At 59.7% G+C, this 20,261-nt stretch carries 18 protein-coding genes and 1 tRNA gene; 7 read left to right on the top strand and 12 right to left on the bottom strand.

Annotated features, from left to right (window positions below):
• The first annotated feature begins 44 nt into the window (after positions 1-44).
• The 4 genes from WLQ66_RS14175 to WLQ66_RS14160 all read left to right on the top strand — a co-directional run bounded on the left by WLQ66_RS14175 (position 45) and on the right by WLQ66_RS14160 (position 3,777).
• Positions 45-1,088 (top strand): TRAP transporter substrate-binding protein, encoded by a 1,044-nt coding sequence (locus tag WLQ66_RS14175; RefSeq protein WP_340546985.1) that lies wholly within the window; start codon positions 45-47, stop codon positions 1,086-1,088.
• A 72-nt stretch (positions 1,089-1,160) separates the two neighbouring features.
• Positions 1,161-1,745, top strand: coding sequence for a TRAP transporter small permease (locus WLQ66_RS14170; RefSeq protein WP_340546984.1), 585 nt, complete (start codon positions 1,161-1,163; stop codon positions 1,743-1,745).
• Entirely contained in the window at positions 1,742-3,247 is a 1,506-nt protein-coding gene (locus WLQ66_RS14165) for a TRAP transporter large permease (protein WP_340546983.1), read from the top strand. The genes WLQ66_RS14170 and WLQ66_RS14165 overlap by 4 nt, the downstream gene beginning before the upstream one ends.
• An 89-nt stretch (positions 3,248-3,336) precedes the next feature.
• Positions 3,337-3,777 carry an acyl-CoA thioesterase gene (locus WLQ66_RS14160; RefSeq protein WP_340546982.1) on the top strand — a complete coding sequence of 147 codons (441 nt, stop codon included), beginning with the start codon at positions 3,337-3,339 and terminating at the stop codon, positions 3,775-3,777.
• Positions 3,778-3,807: 30 nt separating this feature from the next.
• Here WLQ66_RS14160 and WLQ66_RS14155 read toward each other — a convergent pair whose 3' ends face one another.
• Complete coding sequence (locus WLQ66_RS14155; RefSeq protein WP_340546981.1) at positions 3,808-5,034, bottom strand: winged helix-turn-helix domain-containing protein; 1,227 nt, start codon at positions 5,032-5,034, stop codon at positions 3,808-3,810.
• Positions 5,034-6,059, bottom strand: coding sequence for a LacI family DNA-binding transcriptional regulator (locus WLQ66_RS14150; protein WP_340546980.1), 1,026 nt, complete (start codon positions 6,057-6,059; stop codon positions 5,034-5,036). The genes WLQ66_RS14155 and WLQ66_RS14150 overlap by 1 nt, the downstream gene beginning before the upstream one ends.
• 146 nt (positions 6,060-6,205) lie before the next feature.
• On the opposite strand from WLQ66_RS14150, the gene WLQ66_RS14145 reads away from it, so the two are divergent.
• Positions 6,206-6,282 (top strand) — tRNA-Arg (locus WLQ66_RS14145).
• Positions 6,283-6,418: 136 nt separating this feature from the next.
• Positions 6,419-7,066: an SGNH/GDSL hydrolase family protein gene (locus WLQ66_RS14140; RefSeq protein WP_416613811.1), complete on the top strand. Its 648-nt coding sequence runs from the start codon at positions 6,419-6,421 to the stop codon at positions 7,064-7,066.
• A 104-nt stretch (positions 7,067-7,170) separates the two neighbouring features.
• On the opposite strand, the gene WLQ66_RS14135 is transcribed toward WLQ66_RS14140, so the two are convergent.
• From WLQ66_RS14135 to WLQ66_RS14090, 10 genes are all read right to left on the bottom strand, one after another.
• Complete coding sequence (locus WLQ66_RS14135; RefSeq protein ID WP_340546978.1) at positions 7,171-7,710, bottom strand: toxin-activating lysine-acyltransferase; 540 nt, start codon at positions 7,708-7,710, stop codon at positions 7,171-7,173.
• Between the two features lie 40 nt (positions 7,711-7,750).
• Positions 7,751-12,835 carry a hypothetical protein gene (locus WLQ66_RS14130; protein WP_340546977.1) on the bottom strand — a complete coding sequence of 1,695 codons (5,085 nt, stop codon included), beginning with the start codon at positions 12,833-12,835 and terminating at the stop codon, positions 7,751-7,753.
• A gap of 508 nt (positions 12,836-13,343) precedes the next feature.
• Entirely contained in the window at positions 13,344-13,958 is a 615-nt protein-coding gene (ureG, locus tag WLQ66_RS14125) for an urease accessory protein UreG (protein WP_340546976.1), read from the bottom strand.
• Complete coding sequence (locus WLQ66_RS14120; protein WP_340546975.1) at positions 13,955-14,614, bottom strand: urease accessory protein UreF; 660 nt, start codon at positions 14,612-14,614, stop codon at positions 13,955-13,957. The genes ureG and WLQ66_RS14120 overlap by 4 nt, the downstream gene beginning before the upstream one ends.
• On the bottom strand, positions 14,604-15,074 hold the full coding sequence (locus tag WLQ66_RS14115) for an urease accessory protein UreE (RefSeq protein ID WP_340546974.1): 471 nt from the start codon (positions 15,072-15,074) through the stop codon (positions 14,604-14,606). The genes WLQ66_RS14120 and WLQ66_RS14115 overlap by 11 nt, the downstream gene beginning before the upstream one ends.
• Before the next feature lie 12 nt (positions 15,075-15,086).
• Positions 15,087-16,826, bottom strand: a complete 1,740-nt coding sequence (gene ureC / locus WLQ66_RS14110) for an urease subunit alpha (RefSeq protein WP_340546973.1) — start codon at positions 16,824-16,826, stop codon at positions 15,087-15,089.
• The gene (locus tag WLQ66_RS14105; RefSeq protein ID WP_260089776.1) at positions 16,826-17,131 is read right to left on the bottom strand and encodes an urease subunit beta; all 306 of its coding nucleotides are present in this window, start codon (positions 17,129-17,131) and stop codon (positions 16,826-16,828) included. The genes ureC and WLQ66_RS14105 overlap by 1 nt, the downstream gene beginning before the upstream one ends.
• Complete coding sequence (locus WLQ66_RS14100; RefSeq protein ID WP_340546972.1) at positions 17,128-17,295, bottom strand: peptidase M23; 168 nt, start codon at positions 17,293-17,295, stop codon at positions 17,128-17,130. Before WLQ66_RS14100 ends, WLQ66_RS14105 begins: the two co-directional genes overlap by 4 nt.
• Before the next feature lie 24 nt (positions 17,296-17,319).
• Positions 17,320-17,622, bottom strand: a complete 303-nt coding sequence (locus WLQ66_RS14095) for an urease subunit gamma (RefSeq protein WP_260089774.1) — start codon at positions 17,620-17,622, stop codon at positions 17,320-17,322.
• A 1-nt stretch (position 17,623) separates the two neighbouring features.
• The gene (locus tag WLQ66_RS14090; RefSeq protein WP_340546971.1) at positions 17,624-18,505 is read right to left on the bottom strand and encodes an urease accessory protein UreD; all 882 of its coding nucleotides are present in this window, start codon (positions 18,503-18,505) and stop codon (positions 17,624-17,626) included.
• Positions 18,506-18,893: 388 nt separating this feature from the next.
• On the opposite strand from WLQ66_RS14090, the gene urtA reads away from it, so the two are divergent.
• On the top strand, positions 18,894-20,189 hold the full coding sequence (gene urtA, locus WLQ66_RS14085; protein ID WP_340546970.1) for an urea ABC transporter substrate-binding protein: 1,296 nt from the start codon (positions 18,894-18,896) through the stop codon (positions 20,187-20,189).
• The last annotated feature ends 72 nt before the right edge of the window (positions 20,190-20,261 follow it).

Here is a 20,261-nt window from a genome sequence, read left to right as displayed (position 1 = left end):
TCGCGATAGTTACGAAAAGACATAAGGTCAGAGGGAGGAAACATATGACCACTCGGAGACAACTACTTGGCGCGGCAGGGGCCGTTGCACTCATGGTGATGGGCGCGACCTCGGCGATGGCGCAGGAGGTGACGCTGAAGCTGCACCAGTTCCTGCCGGCGCAGGCAAATGTGCCCAAGCTGATTCTGGATGTCTGGGCCGACAAGGTCGAGGCGTCTTCGCAGGGGCGTATCAAGATCGACCGCTATCCGTCCATGCAGCTGGGTGGCAAGCCACCAGAACTGATGGATCAGGCCATTGATGGCGTGGCAGATATCGTCTGGACCGTTGTGGGCTATACCCCCGGCCGCTACCCTTCGACCGAAGTGTTCGAACTGCCGTTCATGATGACCAATGCGCGTGCGGCATCGCACGCCTATTGGGAAATGTTCGAGGAGCATATGAAGGATGGTGAATTCAAGGACGTGAAGATCCTTGGCACCTGGGTTCACGGCCCCGGCATCATCCATACCACGGATCCGGTGGAACAACCGGATGATCTGCGTGGGATGAAGATCCGCGGCGGTGGCCGTTCGGTGAACGCGCTGCTGACGGAACTGGGCGCAACCCCGGTGGGTATGCCGGTTCCGGCTATCCCGGAAGCCCTGTCCAAGGGCGTGATCGACGGCACCACCATTCCGTGGGAAGTCACCACCGCTCTGAAGGTGCCGGAGCTGGTCGAGAACCACACGGAATTCACCGGCCGCGCGCTCTATACGCTGACCTTTGTTTTGGCGATGAACAAAGAGAAATATGAGAGCCTGCCCGATGATCTGAAAAAGGCCGTGGATGAGAACTCCGGTCTGGAGTTCTCGGTCTTTGCCGGTGGCACCATGGCTGATGCCGATGATCCGGCGCGGGAGTTCGCACTGGATGAGGGCAACAATGTCATCACGCTGGATGAAGAGCAGACCGCGATCTGGCGCGAAGCCGCGAAGCCGATCTACCAGCAGTGGCTCGACGACATGAAGGCAAAAGGCATTGATGGCGACGCGCTGCTGGAGCAGGCGACCTATCTGATCGACAAATACACCGCTCAGCATAACTAACTGAGCGCAAGACTGGTGGACCTGTGCCTGCATCTGTCGCAGGTCCACCCCACCTGAAAGGGTAGGCTTTCCATGCACAAGCTGATGATGGGACTGGCCAGAACAATGGCCATGGCGGGCGGTATTGTCTTATCGCTTCTGATCCTGCTGACCTGTCTGTCGATTGCCGGGCGGTTGCTGAACGGGGGGCTGCATGGCGCCCTGATGCAGAGCATCGCGCCGGATCTGGCCGAGTGGCTGATCGCCATCGGTGTCGGGCCGATCAATGGTGATTTCGAAATTGTCGAGGCAGGCGTCGCCTTTGCGATCTTTGCCTTTTTGCCACTGTGCCAGATCACGGCGGGCCATGCGTCGGTGGATATTGTCACCAACAGTTTCCCGCGGGGGGCCAAACGGTTCCTGCGGATGGCGACTGAGATCGTCTTTGCGGCTGTGCTGGTGCTGATTGCGGTGCGGCTTGGCGCGGGGATGCTGAGCAAGTTCGAGAATGGTGAGACCTCCTTTCTGCTCGAGTTTCCGGTCTGGTGGGCCTATGCCGCCAGTCTGGTCGCGGCCAGCGTGGCCGCCTTGGTGGGCCTCTATATGGCCGCCGTCCGTACGATTGAATTCATGACTGGCCGCATCCTTGTCTGGGACGGCGTGGAGGGCGAACAGTGACTGCGCTTGAAATCGGGATTGCCTCATTTCCCGTCCTGATGATGCTGATTTTCCTGCGGGTTCCGATTGGCCTTTCGATGTTTCTGGTTGGGCTGGTCGGGCTGATCATCGTGACAGATGGCACTCAGGTGGCCTTTGGCCGGATGAAGAGCGAGACCTATTCCACCTTCTCCTCATATTCGCTGACCATCGTGCCGATGTTCCTCTTGATGGGCCATTTTGCGACGCTGGGTGGCATGTCCACGGCTTTGTTCAAGGCGGCTGAAGGCTTCCTGGGGCATAGGAAGGGCGGTGTTGCCATGGCAGCGATCGGGGCCTGTGCGGGCTTTGGCGCGATCTGTGGCTCCTCGCTGGCCACGGCGGCAACCATGGGACGTGTCGCGCTGCCTGAGCTGCGCAACTATGGCTATGCTGGGGGCTTCTCCACGGCGACGCTGGCGGCAGGCGGTACGCTTGGCATTCTGATCCCGCCCTCTGTGGTGCTGGTGATCTATGCCATCCTGACAGAGCAGAACATCGCAAAGCTGTTTCTTGCCGCCTTCATCCCCGGTATTCTGGCCGCCATTGGTTATGTGATTGCGATTTCTGTCTATGTTCGGGTTTTCCCCGGCAGCGCGGGGACGCGCCCCCCGGTTCCCTGGGGCGAGCGGTTTGCGGCGCTGTTCCACGTCTGGCCGGTTCTTCTGGTTTTTGGACTGGTCGTGGGCGGGATTTATCTGGGCTGGTTCACGCCGACCGAAGGCGCTGCGGTTGGTGCCTTGGGGACCGGGCTGATTGCCTGGCTGAACGGTGGGCTCAACCGTGAGACCCTGACCGATAGTTTCATGGTGACGGCGCGCTCGACCGCGATGATCTTTTTCATCGTGCTGGGTGCGGGGTTCTACAACGGGTTTCTGGCCCTGACCAAAGTCCCGCAGGAGCTGGCTGATTTCGTGGTCTCCCAAGGTCTCAGCCCCTGGGTGGTGCTGATGCTGATCCTCGCCTTCTATCTGGTCTTTGGTTGCCTGATGGACAGCCTGTCGATGATCCTTCTGACTATCCCGATCTTTTACCCGGTTATTTCCGCGATGGATTTTGGTCTGGTGAATCTGCCCGCGATGCAGGCTGATGCGGCGATGGAGGTGCTGAGGGCTGGCGTGCCACAGGGGATGGGGGCTGAAATGCTCGCCTCGATCCAGGAGGCGATTGCCACAGGCACCGAACTGACCCGCGACCAGATGAAGGAGCTGGGCATTCGTGTGACCAAGGGCATGGCGAACCGGCTGGAGACAGAATATGTCGCCATCTGGTTTGGCATTCTGGTTCTGATCGTGGTCGAGGTTGGCCTGATCACCCCGCCGGTGGGCATGAACCTGTTCGTCATCAACGCGATGGATCGCACCACCCGGATGGTCGACACCTATAAGGCGGTGATGTTCTTTGTCGCCTCTGACCTGATCCGGGTTGTGATATTGGTGGCCTTTCCAATCATCACGCTGTTGCCGTTGATGTTGATGCGCTGAAAGTTGATGATCCTGCAAGGTGGCCATCCGTCCCGGCGGGTGGCCGTTCCCATTGTGAACACCGTGACACCCCAGAGCCGAGGCCCAGAATGACCGACAGCCAGACCCCTGACTTTGTGCATGAAATCCGCGTCGGTTGGGGTGATTGTGACCCGGCGCGCATTGCCTATACCGGTCATCTGCCGGGGTTTGCGTTGCAGGCGATTGATGCCTGGTGGGAGCAGCAGCTGGATGGTGACGGCTGGTATCAGATGGAACTGGATCGCGGTACTGGCACGCCCTTTGTGCATATGAGCATTGATTTCCGCTCTCCCGTCACGCCGCGCCACAGGTTGGCCTGTGCTGTCTGGCCGGTTGCGCTGGGGCAGAAATCCGTGACCTTCCGGGTGGAAGCGCGGCAGGACGGTGTTTTGTGTTTTGAGGGCAAATTCGTCTGCGTCTTTATCGAGCCGAGCGATTTCAGCGCCCGGCCCGCGCCCGCAGATTACCGTGCGGTGATTGAGCCGTTGCTGCGCCCCGACCTCGCCTAGGGCGCGTTTTTCCCCGTGTTAGAGTCGAACTCATAGCGGATCGCGTTGCCAGCCATCCGCAAATGTCACCCGCTCCATCTCTGTGAACCGGCGAATTCGTTCCAGTTCGGCCTCCAACCGGTTCTGCCGTGCCGGAGACCATTTGATGCCCAGTTCGGGCCAGAGCGCGGTGATATGTAGACAGCCCGCCAGATCACCCGCCTGCCGGTGTGCCTTCATGTCGATGCGGCCGACCAGACGGTCCCCCTCCATCAGCGGAAAGACGTAGTAGCCGTAGCGTCGTTTCTCGGCAGGGGTGAACACCTCGATCCGGTAGTGAAACCCAAACAGCCCTTCCGCGCGTTTGCGGTCGCGCAGGGCAGGATCAAACGGGCTGAGGAGGCGCATTCGGCCCGGTGGTGGCGGCAGGGCGGCGGCCTGCCCGACGGCGCCGGGGCGGGCAAAGACACGGCGGCTGCGCCCGTCCGAAAGCGTGATATCCAGAGGTTCGATCTGCCCGTCCGCCAGCGCCTGTTTGCACCATGCGGCGCATTCCGCCGGTGAGGCCGTCGCCCAGAAGGCAGCCAGTTCACCCGAGGTGGCAAAGCCGAGCCGGTCCAGCGCTGCATTGCACAGCCAGTCCAGCGTTTTCTCCGGGTCGGGCGACCCTTGGGCGGGGAGGTGACGGGTGTCGATAACCCGTTCGCTCAGGTCGTAGCGTTTCTGAAAGCCACTGCGTCCGACCACGGCCAGCGCGCCGGAGCGCCAGAGGTATTCCAGCGCGGTTTTTGATGGATGCCAGTCCCACCAGCCGCCGGATCCCTTGGCTTCATCCTTGCCCACGTCGGAGGAACTGACTGCGCCGTGGTCGCGAATGTGATCGAGAACATGCTGGAACTTCGCCTCATAGCCGTCGCGGCGCCAGTTGCGGTATCTCTTGCGCAGAACCTCTGCGTCGCGCCGAAACCGCAAGTGCCAATGCGGGTAGAACTCCAAAGGCAGAACGGCAGCGTCATGGGTCCAATGCTCGAACAGGCGGCGTTCCTGTTCATAGAGCCGTTTCAGCGCCGCAGGGCGATAGCTGGGCCTGCGGGAGAACAGGATCATGTCATGGGCGCGGGCCACCGTGTTGATGCTGTCCAGCTGAACAAAGCCAAGCCGGGTGATCAGTTCCAGCAGCGCATCACCCTTGGCAGGCCCGCTGGGTTGCTCCAGCAGGGCGTGCCGATCCATGAACAGGCGCCGGGCGGCCCGATTGTCCAGCCGCGCAACCGCCATCAGCGCCGCTTGAGCGTATCGCCGAAGGTGATGGTAGGGGTCAGGGTCACGTGTTTTTCGATCTCCTGATCCGGGTTATCCAACTGCGCGGCGATGATCTCTGCCGCCTTGCGTCCGATTTCCAGACGGCAGGCGTCCATCGTGGCCAGCTGCCGTGGCAGCCCCTGCAACAGCTCCACTCCGTTGAACCCGGCAAGACCGATCTGACCGGGTATGTCGATCTTCTGATCCATCAGGTAGAGCATGCCACCCGCGCCAATCATGTCGTTGGAATAATAAAGGAAATCCAACTCAGGCGAGCGTTCCAGCATCTCCTGCGTCATCTCGCGGCCCTTTGCGAGGGCGGAACCGCCGGAGTAGAAGGCGCGGTCTTCGATCTCGACCCCTTCTTTGGCGAGCGCCTCGGTGAAGCCTTCAAACCGTTTGCGGGCGCGATGGTCCAGCGGCATCTTGGTGCCCATGAAACCGATGTGGCGATAGCCGGCTTTCAGTATGGCCTTGGCCATCTCACGTCCAGCGCGGCGATGGGAAATCCCCACCATCGCATCCACCGGCTTGCCATCGGTATCCATGATTTCCACCACCGGAATACCAGAGGCATTGAGCATGGCGCGCGCCGCCTCCGTGTGCTCCAACCCGGCAATGATGACGCCAGAAGGCCGCCAGGACAGCATCTCATAGAGGACCTTCTCCTCTTTCTCCGGCTGGTAATCGGTCACGCCGACCACAGGCTGTAGATCCGTGTTTTCCAGCACTGAGTTGATGCCGGTCAGCACCTCTGGGAAGACCATATTGGACAGCGACGGGATGATCACGGCCACCAGGTTGACCCGGTTCGAGGCAAGCGCACCGGCGATCTTGTTCGGGACGTAGCCAAGTTCCTTTGCGGCGCTCAGAACTTTTTGTCGGGTTTTTTCCGACACATCGCCCCGGTTCCGCAACACGCGACTGACGGTCATTTCTGAAACCCCGGTGGCTTCGGATACGTCACGAAGGGTGAGCGGGCGCTTGTTGTCCGTTGTCACGTCGATGGCCTCACATTGTTGTTGTTGTTACGTTAGCGCAGACAGAGCGCGCTGCACAATGGGGCGCAGCCGTTGCAAAATCCAATTCCACAGGATTGTCTTGCCATGGTGGGTTTGCTATCGCGTAAACAGGCTGGCCCTGATCAGGCCCCGTGGCTCAACTGGATAGAGCAGCCCCCTCCTAAGGGGCAGGTTGCAGGTTCGAATCCTGCCGGGGTCGCCAAAATTGCACGGCTGCCTGTCTCAATCATGACATTCGGTACGTGCGGGGGCGCCGTGCCTTGTTCTGACGCGATGTCGATCCCGTTGACAGGGCGCTGTCGGATTGACCTCTGCGCGATGCGGATTAGCTCAGGCAGATGAAGTACTGGTTGATAATCGGCCTGGTTTTTCTGGGGGCCTGCGGGCGCGGGGTTCCTGAGAATGCGCGCATTGTTGTGGCGGGCGACTCCGTCATGGCCTGGAACCGAAATGACAGTGGATCCGTTGCGGATCGGCTGGAAAGTCGGCTTGGCGAACCGGTTGGCGATGTCTCGCTGTCGCTTGCGCGGGTGACCGGCGGGCGCGGGGCGTTGAACATACCCACGCAGCTTAAACCAGTGTCAGCGGAGTGGGTCGTGCTGAATGGCGGTGCCAATGACCTTCGCAGCCGCGATTGTGGCTGCAAGGTTTGCGATGTCGAACTTGACCGGCTGATTTCCGCGAGCGGAACGCAGGGTGCCATCCCGGAACTGGTCTCGGATCTGCGCCGTCGCGGATCGCGGATCATCTGGCTCGATTATTACACCTCTCCGCGATACGCGGGTACGGTCTGTGTTGCGCCCTACCAAATTCTGGAGGAACGGCTGGCGCGTATGGCGGCAGCGGATGCGGGCGTGACGCTCCTCGATATGGATGCGGTGTTTCGCCCCGACGACCTGTCGCTTTTTGCGCCTGACCGGATTCACCCGTCGCTGCGGGGGTCGGATCTGATCGCAGGACAGGTTGCGCCGCTGCTGAGGCGGTGACAGGCGAAGATCCTGTGGACCCTAGGTGTTGCCACCCCGACGCCCCGGCCGGGAGCGGCCGGGATTTGATATCGGGGCGGCGGGGGACAGCTATCGACGGGTGATCAATCCTCGGTGCGGAGACCGGAGAGGAAGAAGTCCTGACCGAGTTTGGGATTGCTGGCCAGACCTTCGACCATGTCTTCGTAGTATTTTCGTTTGATGGCGCGGCTTTCCTGCTTTTCCAGGCCATGACCTGTGAAGGAGGCGATGCGTGCGGTTTGATTGTCTTTCTTGACCCGCAGCGCCCGTGCCACTTTGTCCGGGTAGCGCTTCACCAGGGCGCTGCGCAGCGCCCAGGAGTATTTCGGCGAGAACGGAGAAATCCAGTCGATGAACCAGAGCCGGTCACCGCTGTTCCAGCGATCCGGGTCGAGGTGGTTTGGATCGAGGATATACGCCGCCTCCGTCTCTTCGTCGAGCAGCGCCCAGCTGCAATACGCAACCGGGAAACCGTCTCTTTCGACTATGTAATATTGCTGGCTGGCGATCGCAGGCAGGATAAACCCTGCCTGCTGGCTGACCCTCCAGTCCCGGTGCAGGACGGAATTGGACCACAGCCAGGCGATCTTGCCATAAGTCTGGAAGTTCTGTTGAGAATCCATGGTCGTTCTTTCCTGCTTCCGGTCAGCTGTGGTCACGGCGTTAGACAAAGACAAAGGAGTTTGCCCCCAGCTCGTCGATTTCCACGCCATGAAGGTCGATCAGGTCGCCATCCGAGGTCTGGATACGGGTGTGGGTCTCCTGACCATTTGCACTTGCGACGACCGAGATGTCAAAATCAGCCACGGAGCCGCCAAAGTCAAACATCAGCTTGTCCTCACCAACGGTGAAATCGGTGATCCGGTCCGTGCCGTGACCTGCGCGGAACACAAAGGTATCGAAGCCTTCGCCCCCAGCAAGCCGATCATTGCCAGCACCCCCCTCCAGCAGGTTTCGCCCTGCGGTGCCGATCAGATCATCATCGAAGTCGGAACCGATGACGCCTTCGAACCCGGAAATCTGATCGCCGACGATATAGTTGGTTGGCGACGGGATCAGCTCGGAGGTTTGTTGGGCCAGGTTGATACGAACGGCAGTCGAATGGCCCTCATAGCTCAGAACATCGAAGCCTTCGCCACCATTCATTGTATCGGTGCCTTCGCCGCCGATAATGGTGTCGTCGCCTTCCCTGCCGTCGATCAGGTCGGCCCCGGCGCCGCCATCAAAATAGTTGCCACCGGCATTACCTCTCAGAATATCCGACTGGCTGGTTCCGACAACACCTTCAAAATTGCTGACCGTGTCGCCTGCAAGCCATTGGCTGCCATTCCAGTATTGCGCAAACTGTTGATGCCCAGGTTGGGTCGAGGCGAGGTCGAGCTGGATAGCAGATGCTTCCCCTTTGTAGCTCGCGACATCAAAGCCGGCGCCGCCGTCCAATACATCCAATCCGGCGCCGCCGACGATGACGTCATTGCCCGCCTTGCCGGAAATCGTGTCTGCCCCGGCGCCACCTTCCAGGTAATTGGCATCGTTGTTGCCGATTAGCTTGTCATCCAGAGAGGTTGCAATCACACCTTCGAAATTGCTGTAGACGCCGGCAGTCGTCAGAAGCACCTCTTCTCCGGTGTGGGCGTCATTGTAACGTACGTGCTCTGCGTGCTGGCCGATACCCAGCTCAAATTTGATACCGATTCCGTAGCCTTCGCGGCTGTAGAGATCAAAGCCGGCGCCGCCGTCGATTGTGTCATCCGACAAGCCGCCATCAATGATGTCATCGCCGCCCTTGCCGTCGATATTGTCCTTACCTGACGAGCCAATGATGATATCATCGCCCTCAGTCCCGTTGATGCCGGTCAGAGAGTTTCGATCGACATCGCGAATATTCAGGAGTTTGTTCAGGTCGAACAGGCCGTCGTAGCTGAGCAGTGCACCGCCGCTCTCTGCGTCCGTTAGTTTACCCAGCTCATCGCCGAAACTGCTGGTTTCATCTCCGTTTTGAGGCGTCTTCCAGACGTCGTCCGAGTTGCGGAAGGCGTGGTAATTGGCCCGCAGCGTGGTGAAATAGCTGCTCGGTGACGCAGCTGACGTGCTGTCAAAGCTCCCCAGCGCACCATGGCGGAACTCGACGTTTGCGCCGTTCGAGTAGACGACGTTGACCCCGAACGAGTCTGCACCGCCCGCTTGTTGAAGGATTGCGTTCAGATCAGCTTTTGCCAATCCATCCAGAGTGGTCCAGCTATCTGTGTTGGTGCTCAATGCCTGGCTGCTGGTCCTCAATCCCTGCGGTGCGAGGAAGTAGTCCTCGACCGTAAAGGAGAAGTCTTCACTAAGCGAGATGACCAAATCGTCGCCATAGGAATTGAACCAGATCTCACGGTCGTCGCGAACGTGGATGTTGAGGAGGTCGCCGGCGATATCTTCGGCCTCTGGCCCGGTGATCAGATGATGGCCCCGGCTGCCGCCCCCGAAGTTGGCCGGGAAATAATTGACGTTGTAGATGTCCCGCCCTTCTCCGCCGACGATAATATCGTTGCCGGTAATGAAGTCGTCATAGGTGAAGTGATCATCGCCCGCGTCACCATACAGGTAGTCGTCCTTCGATGATCCCTCAATCGTATCGTTGTGTTCGGTCCCGAGGAGCGCAACCGACCCGGAATCCCAGGCGACATCGACGCTGATATCCAGCTCGGATGTGGTGCCATCTGCGTTGACATTGGTGATGCCGTTATTGATCGCAGCCCGGTATTCGGACAGGGAATGGACGATGGTATCGCCCTCAGCGCCCTCGGTGTCCAAAACGATATGCGCGGCTTCTGTATTCCAGACATTGAGCCTTTTCAGTGCAGTGTCATCCGTGCTTCTCAGGATATTCGTGAGCGACGCCGCCGTTTTTGTAACCTCCTCATCCCGGTTTTCGGTCACCAGAGGAATCAGGGCTTCTGCCATTTCGCTCGCGGTCTGTTCGCGGATCTGGTCGACTTCAAGCTCGTCGACAAAGCGCTGCAATGTCTGGCTGCTAAGCCCGATGGTATCTCCATCGTCTTCGCCGCCATCAATATAGAGCTCGTCTTTCTGGCCGTTCCAGTAGCTTTCCAGAAGTGCGTGTTTGAGGTTGATCAGATCGTCGCCCTCGCCGCCACCAACAACCTGAATTGAGGCGCCGACATCAATGCGGTCATCGCCGCCGAAGCCAAAGACCTGTTCAAGCTGTGTGGAGGTGTCGAGATACATGAAGTCGCCCAGCGAGGAGCCATGCAGGATTTCGATATTGCTGAGGGTGTCGGAGACTGAGTGGATGCCACTGCGCTCGGCAAGCTCAACTTTGCGGAATTGTACAACCTCGGTGCGTTTGCCGTGGTTGGCAGTCTGCGAGTCGATGGATTCCTGATAGTATTTCGAACCTGCCGTGAGGTTCTTCGAAACATAGGTGCTGTCGCCGGATGCGCCAATGGAAAGCCCTCTCGAAAGTTCGCCACCTGACAGCCGCGCGTAGGAGGCGGTATCCTGCCCGGTGCCACCGTCGAAGGTGACCTGGCTTTCATAGGCGAACAGCGTGTCATCACCACCACCCGCGTTGATTTCGATCCCGACCTCCATCTTGTTGCCCATACGGTCTTCGGCGCTCGACACAACCTTCGACATGTTAAAGGTGGTCTGATTGTCGCCGTAGTCGCGGATATCCCAGCCGGACAGGTCGGTAATCTTGAGCGTTGTCTGATACTCGTTCTTGCCGGTCTCTTCGCGGCTGGTTTCCTCGGTGCCGGCGGAGAACAGCGGTGTTGTGAAGGTCAGGTAGGATTTGGCGCCATGGGCATTCGGCAGGTTGATAACATTGATATCGCTGCCCTCGGTCGGGGTGAGGCTGCGGTTGCCGGTCTGCCAGCCATTGGTCGTGAAGGTTTCGACGTAGTTCTTGGCGGTCTTGTTCAGCTCGCCACTGGTTTTGCTGATGGCCGACAATTCGATATCGGTTACATCCAGACCCTGGCCGCCAAGCGCAATCACCTGGTCGACATCGTCGTCCGCGATCAACTCGCCGAAGAACTCGGTGTAGTGGGCCTTGGTCTTTTCCTGTTTCTGATCAAAGCTGCCGTCGAAGAACTCTTCGACAGTCTGCGGATTGCCGTTCTCGTCAGTTCGGATCTTGGCGGCATATTTGTCGGCAATTCCTTCAAGCGCAACCTGTTCAAAGGCACCAACAATTGCCGAAATCGCACCACCAATCAGACCCACCGCAGCGGCGATCGGGGCGCCCACGCCGGTTGCCGCAAGTACGCCCGATGTGACGCCGGTGATGACGTCGAGCCCGGTGGTCACGCCATAGAATGCGGCTTCTGCGTCTTTGGATTCCTGGAGAAGGTCGCTCAGCAGGCCGGAGCTGTAGGTGTCGGCCTTCTGAATCGCGTCGATCCGATCCTGTTTCTGGTCAAATTCCGCCCATTTTGCCGGGTTGATCGCACCTACTACAGACCCGATGGCGCCGATAACCGGTACCGCCTTGCCAAGCACGTTAGCGGCCTTGCTGCCTGCCTTGACCGCAAGCTCTGCGATGCCGAGCACGTTCTCGACGGCCGCAAAGGCGAGCGCGGTTCCCTGCAGGCCGACCTCTGCCTGTACGACTTTGCGGGTTTCATCCGGCAGGTTCGGGTCGGCAAGAAGCTTAGCTGTGGGCACAAAGCTGGCTGCTGCGCCGCCAACCAGTGACAGTGCCGCAAAGCCCTTTGCGCCCTTAGCAAATTTCAGATGGCCGGCAGCGTCCAGGATGTCGCCGCCAGCGCTGAACACGGCTTCACCCAGGAAGCCTGCGTTAGCAGCATGGCCTTCGGGCGTGTTGTCGGGTTTGACGGCGAAAGCGGAGATCGCCTGACTGCTGCTCAGTAGATTGACTCCGGCCTTCAGCGAGGCGGTGCGGACGGTGCTGCTGTATTCCTGGAAGCCTTCTGTCTTCTCTCGGAGGCTGATCAGCTCAAGGGATTCACTGGAAATGGCTTCCAGCTCGGCCTTTGCATCTGCGGCAAGCACATCGCTGCCGGTGTAGGTCTCCGCCGCGTATTTCTTGTATTCTTCCAGCTTATCTTGACGGGCGATTTCGAGGGCATCAATGCGCGCTTGCAGATAGTTCGCGTGGCTTTCGCTGTGGTCGGCGATATCGCCGCCCTTTTCAAATGCAGCAAGGTCGGTTTGCAGTTTTTCGGCTGCATCAAGAACGGTGCTGGTCCGGTAGATCTCTTTGCTGACCTTGTCGGCCGCTTCGGCGTCGAAATCCGCATGGTTCGGATCACTTAGGCGGTCGTGCTGCGCCCGGAGCACGTCCAGGTCGACCTGAAGCTTTGATATGTCGTCGGTGACATTACCCTTGATCGAATTGATGAACTGTTCGTTGGTATTCGCCAGTTCGCCAGCAGCATATTGTTGTTCGATGGCGGCGACGATCTTGCCGACGATTTTCAGATCTTTTGCGATGAACTCAGCCCATTGGGCTTCAAGATTGTTGTCCTCATCGTCGTTCACCAAATCCTTACCGGCGATCTTCCCTTTCAGGCTTTTGACCAGATTGTAGTTCCAGTTCGAGTAGTTGGTCGCCTTGCTGATGGCTTTGACTTCGGGAATGCCCAGCCCGGTTTCCAAGAAGGTCTGAACGGTGTCGCGGAACGACTCCCGTGCCTCCGGTCCCAGGTCCGAAAAGATCGCATCATAGGCGATGACAGAGGTTTCCAGAATTGCGGTTTGTTCTTCGTTCAGCATGTATCGCGACCTTTCTGACGGAAGCAGCCTGTAATCCAGTTTCGCTACGGTTGTGCCGTGCTTGGACACGCATAGGGATATTCACGCGCGCGGCTATATGGCCAAATCCTTGGACTGGATAAGGCCAGTTTGCGCTTGGTTCGAATAACGCGCTTATGTTCAGGGGGTTACCGGCATCTGTTCGATCAGAATTATCTACAGCGTGAAGAGGGAAAAACGCGGAGGGCCTATTCGTCGCTACAGGCCTCTGTCGCAGTTCTCAACTGAAGTGACGCATTCTGGTTTTCTGTAACATGTTCAGTGATTTGGTGAATCAAATTCGCCCATGACTGGAATCATCTGCGCGTTGTTGTCACCATCACACCGGTAGAGTTTGCTGCCGCTCTCCGTCTCTGATCAGCCTGCTGGGGCCGCCCAAAGACCGGCCGCCCACCAGGTGCCCAGCCATGGCTTCAATATAGTTTGACACCCCAATAAGGTGAGTTGAGATTTGTAAATCGCGGGGCGGCTAGCCGAGTCCGCCAAGGGTTTGGATCATCTCGCGGATCACTCCGACACCGTCGCGGGCCTTGAGATTGGCAAACAAAAATGGGCGATCCCCGCGCATTCGTTTTGCATCGCGCTCCATCACCGATAGATCCGCACCGACATGCGGGGCAAGGTCGGTCTTGTTGATGATCAACAGATCCGAGCGGGTGATCGCCGGCCCGCCTTTGCGGGGGATTTCCTCGCCTGCGGCGACGTCGATCACATAGATGGTCAGATCTGCCAGCTCGGGGCTGAAGGTGGCAGAGAGGTTGTCTCCGCCGCTCTCAATCAGGACAATCTCGAGATCCGGGTGGCGCTCCCGCATCTCCGCGACCGCGCCGAGGTTGATCGACGCATCCTCGCGGATGGCTGTATGAGGGCAGCCGCCGGTTTCAACACCCAGGATCCGGTCCTGCGGCAGGATCTGCAACCGCATCAGGGCCTCGGCGTCCTCCTGCGTGTAGATGTCATTGGTTATCACCGCGATTGAGTGGCTGTCGCGAAACACCTCGCTCAGGGCTGCGGTCAGGGTGGTTTTGCCTGCGCCAACCGGGCCGCCAATTCCAATGCGCAGGGGGCCGTTCAATGTGCTCATGTGCGAAAGATCCTTGAATGCTGTGTTTCGTGTTTCATCGCGGCAATGTCCGCAAGAAAGCAGGTGGAGGACAGGCGCTGGAGGTCACCATCCCCGGTTTGCTCTGCGATCTGCAGGCAGAGCGGCGCAAGGGCGTGGAGGATTGCCTGTGCGTCGCTTTGCCCGATGGGGGCAAGGCGCTGAGCCGCCGCGACGAGGTTTGCGGTGAATGCGTGCAGGTAAAGCGCCGTTGTGGCCTGCAAGGGCATCGAACAGCAATTTGCCGCAAAGCCGACAGCTACGGGATAGGTGAGCCTCGCGGCAACGTCTCGGTCGGTCCCGGGCCAGATGCTGCGGGTGATCTGGCAAAAGGCTGCGCCCTGAAGATCGGTTTCGCGGAGGCGTTCCAGTGATGGTGCATAGGCGCGGCATTGGGTGTCGATCCGCTGCACGGTATCGGCGTCCGGGGCGTGATAGGCCGCAGCGAGGAACAGCGCATCCGACCAGCCGCCGCCGTCGCGCAGAACCGTTGCGATCCAGTCCTGCACGTCGGCAGCCGAGCTGACCGCGGCGGAGGTCATCGCCCATTCCAATCCGTGGGAATAGCTGAACGCCCCCACCGGGTAGCCGGGAGAAAACCACTGCATCAGGGTCAGCAACTGTGCCTCAGTGGGCATGCGGCTGCCCCTGAGCGTCGCCATGGGAATGGCTGTGGGTGCGGCCATGACCATAGGCGCCGCCCTCGGGGGTGAAGGGTTCGACCACATCGCGCAATGTCGCGCCGAGTTTTTGCAGCATGTCGCGGATCACATGGTCGCGCTGGATCAGCAGACGATCCGCGTCGATCTGGCAGGGCATATGGCGGTTGCCGATATGCCAGGCTAGGCGCAGCAGGTGATCGCCGGTTACCTCCAGCAGCGGTTCGTTTGCTGGGTGCACGCCGATTTTGCGGCCATCGTCCAAGACAAAAGCATCGCCCATGTCGAGCGACAGCGTGGAGGGGAAATCGACCAGAAACCGCAGGCCACTATCAGAGGTCAGCACCCTGCGTCGCAGGAAACGATCCTCGTAGCTGAGGGTGATCCGGTCGTCGGCATCATGCGCGTGGATCTTGTGTTGGCTGAGGGGGAATGACATGGGAAGGCTCCGTCAGAAAAGGAAATAGCGCTGGGCCATGGGCAGATCATCGGCCGGGGCGCAGGTCAGAAGCTCGCCATCTGCACGGACCTCATAGGTTTCGGGATGGACCTCGATCTTGGGCAGGGCGGTGTTGAGTTTCAGGTCCGATTTGCCAATGTCGCGGGTGTTTCTGACCGCGCAGGTCTGTTTGGCGAGACCAAGGTGCTGGGCAATCCCGCCTGCCTGCGCCGCTTCGGAAACAAAGGTGACGGAGGAGTTTTCCACCGATCGGCCAAAGGCTGCGAACATCTGCCGGGAATAGACCGGCTGTGGTGTGGGGATAGACGCATTGGGGTCACCCATCTGCGCCATTGCAATGGACCCGCCGAGCAGAACCATTTCAGGCTTTACCCCAAAGAAGGCAGGATTCCACAACACCAGATCGGCGCGTTTGCCGACCTCGATACTGCCGATTTCATGGGCGATACCATGGGCGATGGCCGGGTTGATCGTGTATTTGGAAATATAGCGGCGGACGCGGAAATTATCGTTTTCTCCGGTCTCCTCGGGCAGGCGTCCGCGTTGCTTTTTCATCTTGTCGGCAGTCTGCCAGGTGCGGATCAGAACCTCGCCCACCCGACCCATCGCCTGACTGTCCGAAGCGATGATCGAGAAGGCGCCCATGTCATGGAGGATATCCTCTGCCGCAATGGTTTCGCGACGGATGCGGCTTTCGGCAAAGGCGACGTCTTCGGGGATGGACTTGTCGAGGTGATGACAGACCATCAGCATATCGAGATGCTCTTCGATGGTGTTGACGGTAAAGGGGCGGGTCGGATTGGTAGAGGAGGGCAGGACATGCGCTTCGCCGCAGATCTTGATGATGTCCGGGGCATGGCCGCCACCCGCGCCTTCGGTGTGGAAGGCATGGATGGTGCGCCCCTTCAGCGCTGCGACCGTGTGTTCAACAAAGCCTGATTCATTCAGTGTGTCGGTGTGGATCATCACCTGCACGTCCATCGCGTCCGCTACTGACAGGCAGCAGTCAATGGCGGCTGGAGTGGTGCCCCAGTCCTCGTGCAGCTTCATCGCGCAGGCACCGGCGATGATCTGTTCCTCAAGCGCGCGGGGCTGTGAGGCGTTGCCTTTGCCCGCAAAGGCCATGTTCATCGGAAAGGCGTCGGCGGCCTGCAACATGCGCCCGATGTGCCATGGCCCCGGCGTACAGGTGGTGGCGAGGGTTCCATGTGCGGGGCCGGTGCCGCCGCCGAGCATGGTCGTCAGCCCGGAGTGCAGCGCCTCCTCGATCTGCTGCGGGCAGATGAAATGGATGTGGCTGTCAAAACCGCCAGCGGTCAGGATGCGCCCCTCGCCCGCGATGATCTCGGTTCCCGGCCCGATGACAATCGTGACACCGGGTTGAGTGTCCGGGTTGCCTGCCTTGCCGATGGCGGCGATGCGCCCGTCTTTCAGACCCACATCCGCCTTGTAGATGCCGCTATGGTCCACGATCAGCGCATTGGTGATGACCGTGTCGACTGCCCCCTCGGCGCGGCTCGCCTGAGACTGGCCCATGCCGTCGCGGATGACCTTGCCCCCGCCGAATTTCACCTCTTCGCCGTAGCTGAGCACGTTGCCGACACCGCTGGCTTCGGCGATCAAATCGCGCTCCACCTCGATAGTCAGATCGGTGTCCGCCAGACGCAGACGGTCTCCCACCGTGGGGCCGAACATGGCCGCGTAATCGGCGCGTGAAATCTGGGATGGCATCAGAGATCCCCCATGATGGCGGCGTTGAAGCCGAAGATCCGTCGCGCGCCGGATATCGGGATCAGCTGTACCTCGCGGCGCTGGCCCGGTTCAAAGCGCACGGCTGTGCCGGCAGCGATATCAAGACGCAGGCCCCGAGCGGCCTCCCGGTCAAAGTCGAGAGCTGGGTTCGCCTCGGCAAAATGGTAGTGCGAGCCGATCTGTACCGGGCGGTCACCGGTGTTAGAGACCATCAGGACGGTGACCGGACGATCCGGGTTGAGGTCCAGACTGCCCGCGGCGGGGATCAGTTCTCCCGGGATCATTTGCGCCGCCACAGAAGGCTGGCGCAGCCGATAACGACAGTCGCGACCAGAGCCACGAGAAGCCAGGTGTCCGCACCGTGCGGGTGAACATGCCCGCCGCCATGGGCGAGCGCGGGGCCGCCAGCCAGCAGCAACAATGAGAGGAGCGTGGGTCGCAATGTCATGGGTCTGGGTCTCCTGAATGTGAATCAGCGAATGGGGTTGTGAACGGTGACGAGTTTTGTGCCATCGCGGAATGTTGCCTCGACCTGAATGTCGTGGATCATCTCGGGCACGCCTTCCATGCAGTCGTCGCGGGTGATGACCTGCGCGCCGGCTTCCATCATGTCGGCGACTGATCGGCCGTCTCGTGCACCTTCGACAACGGCGTCGGTGATCAGGGCAATTGCTTCGGGATGGTTCAGCTTGACGCCGCGAGAGAGGCGTCGTCGGGCAACCTCTGCGGCCATGGAAATCAGCAGTTTGTCTTTTTCACGCGGGGTCAGGTTCATGTCAGATCATCCAAGGTCGGGGAAGAGGGGCGCCGCGCAGATCACGGAGGATCGGCAGCAGGAGCTGGCGCAGGACATAGCTGTCCGCTGCGAGGGCACGCATGACCAGCAGGTCTGAGCCGATCAGGCTGGCCCCGGCGGTCGGGCCAAGCTGCGCGCGCAACGGGCCAAGCCGCCCGGCAGCGTCCGGTGCAACATAAATGAGCGTTGCGATGGCTCCGGCGCCGTTTGCGGTTGCGGGCCTCGCCAGATGGGCCGCGATGTCACCATCGAGGCTTACGTTATCCAGAAACAGCGGTGCGCCTGCGCGGCGGATGTCGATGCAATCACGCAGGCTCGCCTTGGTAAGGGTCTCGCCCATTGCCGCCCGCCCGAAGATCAGCGTCTCGCATAGCAGCAGCCGGGCGTCTTCGTGCAGATCGACCGTCAGCGTCCGATCAAGGTTGCACCCTTGAAACAGGATGGTTTCCTGGGGCAGCCAGGCAAGGCTGGCGCGAGGCTCGACACTGAGCGAGTTGCGAATTGTGCCCGTCTCTCCGGGTTGCGCCCGATAGGCCCGCTCCGCCGCCTGGGTGGTGAGCGTAAGAGAGGTTCCGACGCGCGCGGTGGCGCTGAGTTCAAATTGATCTCCGCCAGTCACACCGCCCGCTGTATTGACCAGAACCCCCTGAAGATCCGCGTCATGGGTGCGCGGGAACAGCAGCTTCAGAGAGCCCGCCTGACGGAGTCCGGCGAGGACCGATGTGTTGCCGCGCCGCTTGGAGGATACCGAGACCGTGCCGATGGCGCGCGGCGGGGTCGGCTGGCTCGGCCATGGTTGCGTCTCGGCCGTAGGAAGGCGCGACGCCCTGGAATCACCGGAACAGGCGGTTTGCCAAGGCATCAATTGGCGCTGGGATGAAGGTCTAGGCGTCATGCTGTCGATTTCATCACAGTGCGGATCTGCCGCCAGTTCAAAGCGAACAGTTGGGTGTTCCGCGGCAAGCCCTGCGCAAAATAGAGGCCAATTGTGGGTTTGGTGATCAAAAAACAGGCTGTTGCGCGGTTGTCGGCGGGCGTTTTTCGCGCGTCGTTTGCGAAACTTGCTGCGATGCAGAATGCTCAGCCTATCCACGAGAGCGAGGCTCAAACATCGTGGATGTGTGACGACCGGAGGAATTTGCGATCTCGCCAGCCGCCACACGGATGCAACACGAAGCTGCCCGCCACAGGTAGGAAATCCGGCGCCCCGGCGCAAGGGATACACCTCTGTCCGGGCGAGGAGAGACTGAATGATCACCTATAAATCTGTTCTGGCGACGACAGCCACCTGCACTGCGCTGGGTTTGGCGACCATGGGAACTGCGGTTGCGGCGGCTGATTGCCCAATAAAGGTGGGTGTCCTGCATTCGCTGTCTGGAACGATGGCGATTTCCGAAACAACGCTCAAAGATACCATGCTGATGCTCCTTGAGGATCAGAACGCCAAAGGCGGCGTCCTCGGTTGTGAACTGGAACCGGTTGTGGTGGATCCTGCGTCCAACTGGCCCCTGTTCGCCGAGAAAGCCCGCGAATTGCTGAGTGTGCATGAGGTCGATGTGATCTTTGGCAATTGGACCTCGGTGAGCCGCAAATCGGTGCTGCCGGTGATCGAAGAGCTGAACGGCCTGTTGTTCTATCCGGTGCAATATGAGGGCGAAGAAAGCTCGCGCAACGTGTTCTACACCGGTGCTGCGCCGAACCAGCAGGCAATTCCGGCAACGGATTACTTTCTGGACGAGCTGGGTGTGGAGAAATTCGCGCTGCTGGGCACCGATTATGTATATCCGCGCACCACGAACAATATCCTCGCCAGCTATCTGAAGCAGAAGGGAATCGCCGAGAGTGATATCTTTGTGAACTACACTCCGTTTGGTCATTCGGACTGGTCCAAGATCGTTGCCGATGTCGTGGCGCTGGGCGCAGATGGCAAGAAGGTGGGGGTGATCTCCACCATCAACGGCGATGCGAATATCGGGTTTTACAAAGAGTTGGCGGCAGCCGGTATCAGCGCTGACGATATCCCGGTTGTGGCGTTTTCTGTTGGGGAGGAGGAACTCTCGGGTCTGGATACTTCCAATCTGGTCGGGCATCTGGCGGCCTGGAACTACTTTCAATCCGCCGAGGATGACGCCAACAGCGCCTTTGTCGCGAAGTGGAAGGAGCGGATGGGCGAGGACCGGGTAACCAACGATCCGATGGAAGCCCATTACATCGGTTTCAACATGTGGGTGAATGCGGTGACAGAGGCCGGCACCACAGATGTCGATGCTGTCCGCGCGGCGATGTACGGGCAGGAGTTTCCGAACCTGACCGGTGGCACGGCGGTCATGCTGCCTAACCACCATCTCGCAAAACCGGTACTGATCGGTGAGATACTGGACAACGGGCAGTTTGATATCATCAGCCAGACTGAGGAAGTGCCCGGCGATGCCTGGACAGATTTCCTTCCCGAGTCGGCTGTTCTGACTTCGGATTGGAAAGACCTCGGCTGCGGTATGTACAACACCGAGACCAAGAGCTGCGTGCAGACTCTGTCCAACTACTGACCTGGCAGGATCGTAACGGAAGGGGGGATTTCCTCCCTTCCAACCCTCTCTTCCCTCCTCGAACGGAAATGA

Source organism: Phaeobacter sp. A36a-5a (genome assembly GCF_037911135.1).
Lineage (GTDB): Bacteria > Pseudomonadota > Alphaproteobacteria > Rhodobacterales > Rhodobacteraceae > Phaeobacter > Phaeobacter bryozoorum.
This window is presented reverse-complemented; position numbering and strand designations above follow the sequence as displayed.

Bases quoted from the DNA above. Each gene is read 5' to 3' on its own strand.
- WLQ66_RS14105 (WP_260089776.1), bottom strand. From the start codon at position 17,131: ATGATCCCGGGAGAACTGATCCCCGCCGCGGGCAGTCTGGACCTCAAC.
- WLQ66_RS14130 (WP_340546977.1), bottom strand. From the start codon at position 12,835: ATGCTGAACGAAGAACAAACCGCAATTCTGGAAACCTCTGTCATCGCC.
- WLQ66_RS14170 (WP_340546984.1), top strand. From the start codon at position 1,161: ATGCACAAGCTGATGATGGGACTGGCCAGAACAATGGCCATGGCGGGC.
- WLQ66_RS14140 (WP_416613811.1), top strand. From the start codon at position 6,419: ATGAAGTACTGGTTGATAATCGGCCTGGTTTTTCTGGGGGCCTGCGGG.
- WLQ66_RS14160 (WP_340546982.1), top strand. From the start codon at position 3,337: ATGACCGACAGCCAGACCCCTGACTTTGTGCATGAAATCCGCGTCGGT.
- WLQ66_RS14115 (WP_340546974.1), bottom strand. From the start codon at position 15,074: ATGTCATTCCCCCTCAGCCAACACAAGATCCACGCGCATGATGCCGAC.
- WLQ66_RS14090 (WP_340546971.1), bottom strand. From the start codon at position 18,505: ATGCCTTGGCAAACCGCCTGTTCCGGTGATTCCAGGGCGTCGCGCCTT.
- WLQ66_RS14095 (WP_260089774.1), bottom strand. From the start codon at position 17,622: ATGAACCTGACCCCGCGTGAAAAAGACAAACTGCTGATTTCCATGGCC.
- WLQ66_RS14175 (WP_340546985.1), top strand. From the start codon at position 45: ATGACCACTCGGAGACAACTACTTGGCGCGGCAGGGGCCGTTGCACTC.
- WLQ66_RS14135 (WP_340546978.1), bottom strand. From the start codon at position 7,710: ATGGATTCTCAACAGAACTTCCAGACTTATGGCAAGATCGCCTGGCTG.
- WLQ66_RS14100 (WP_340546972.1), bottom strand. From the start codon at position 17,295: ATGACATTGCGACCCACGCTCCTCTCATTGTTGCTGCTGGCTGGCGGC.
- ureC (WP_340546973.1), bottom strand. From the start codon at position 16,826: ATGCCATCCCAGATTTCACGCGCCGATTACGCGGCCATGTTCGGCCCC.
- urtA (WP_340546970.1), top strand. From the start codon at position 18,894: ATGATCACCTATAAATCTGTTCTGGCGACGACAGCCACCTGCACTGCG.
- WLQ66_RS14155 (WP_340546981.1), bottom strand. From the start codon at position 5,034: ATGGCGGTTGCGCGGCTGGACAATCGGGCCGCCCGGCGCCTGTTCATG.
- WLQ66_RS14120 (WP_340546975.1), bottom strand. From the start codon at position 14,614: ATGCCCACTGAGGCACAGTTGCTGACCCTGATGCAGTGGTTTTCTCCC.
- ureG (WP_340546976.1), bottom strand. From the start codon at position 13,958: ATGAGCACATTGAACGGCCCCCTGCGCATTGGAATTGGCGGCCCGGTT.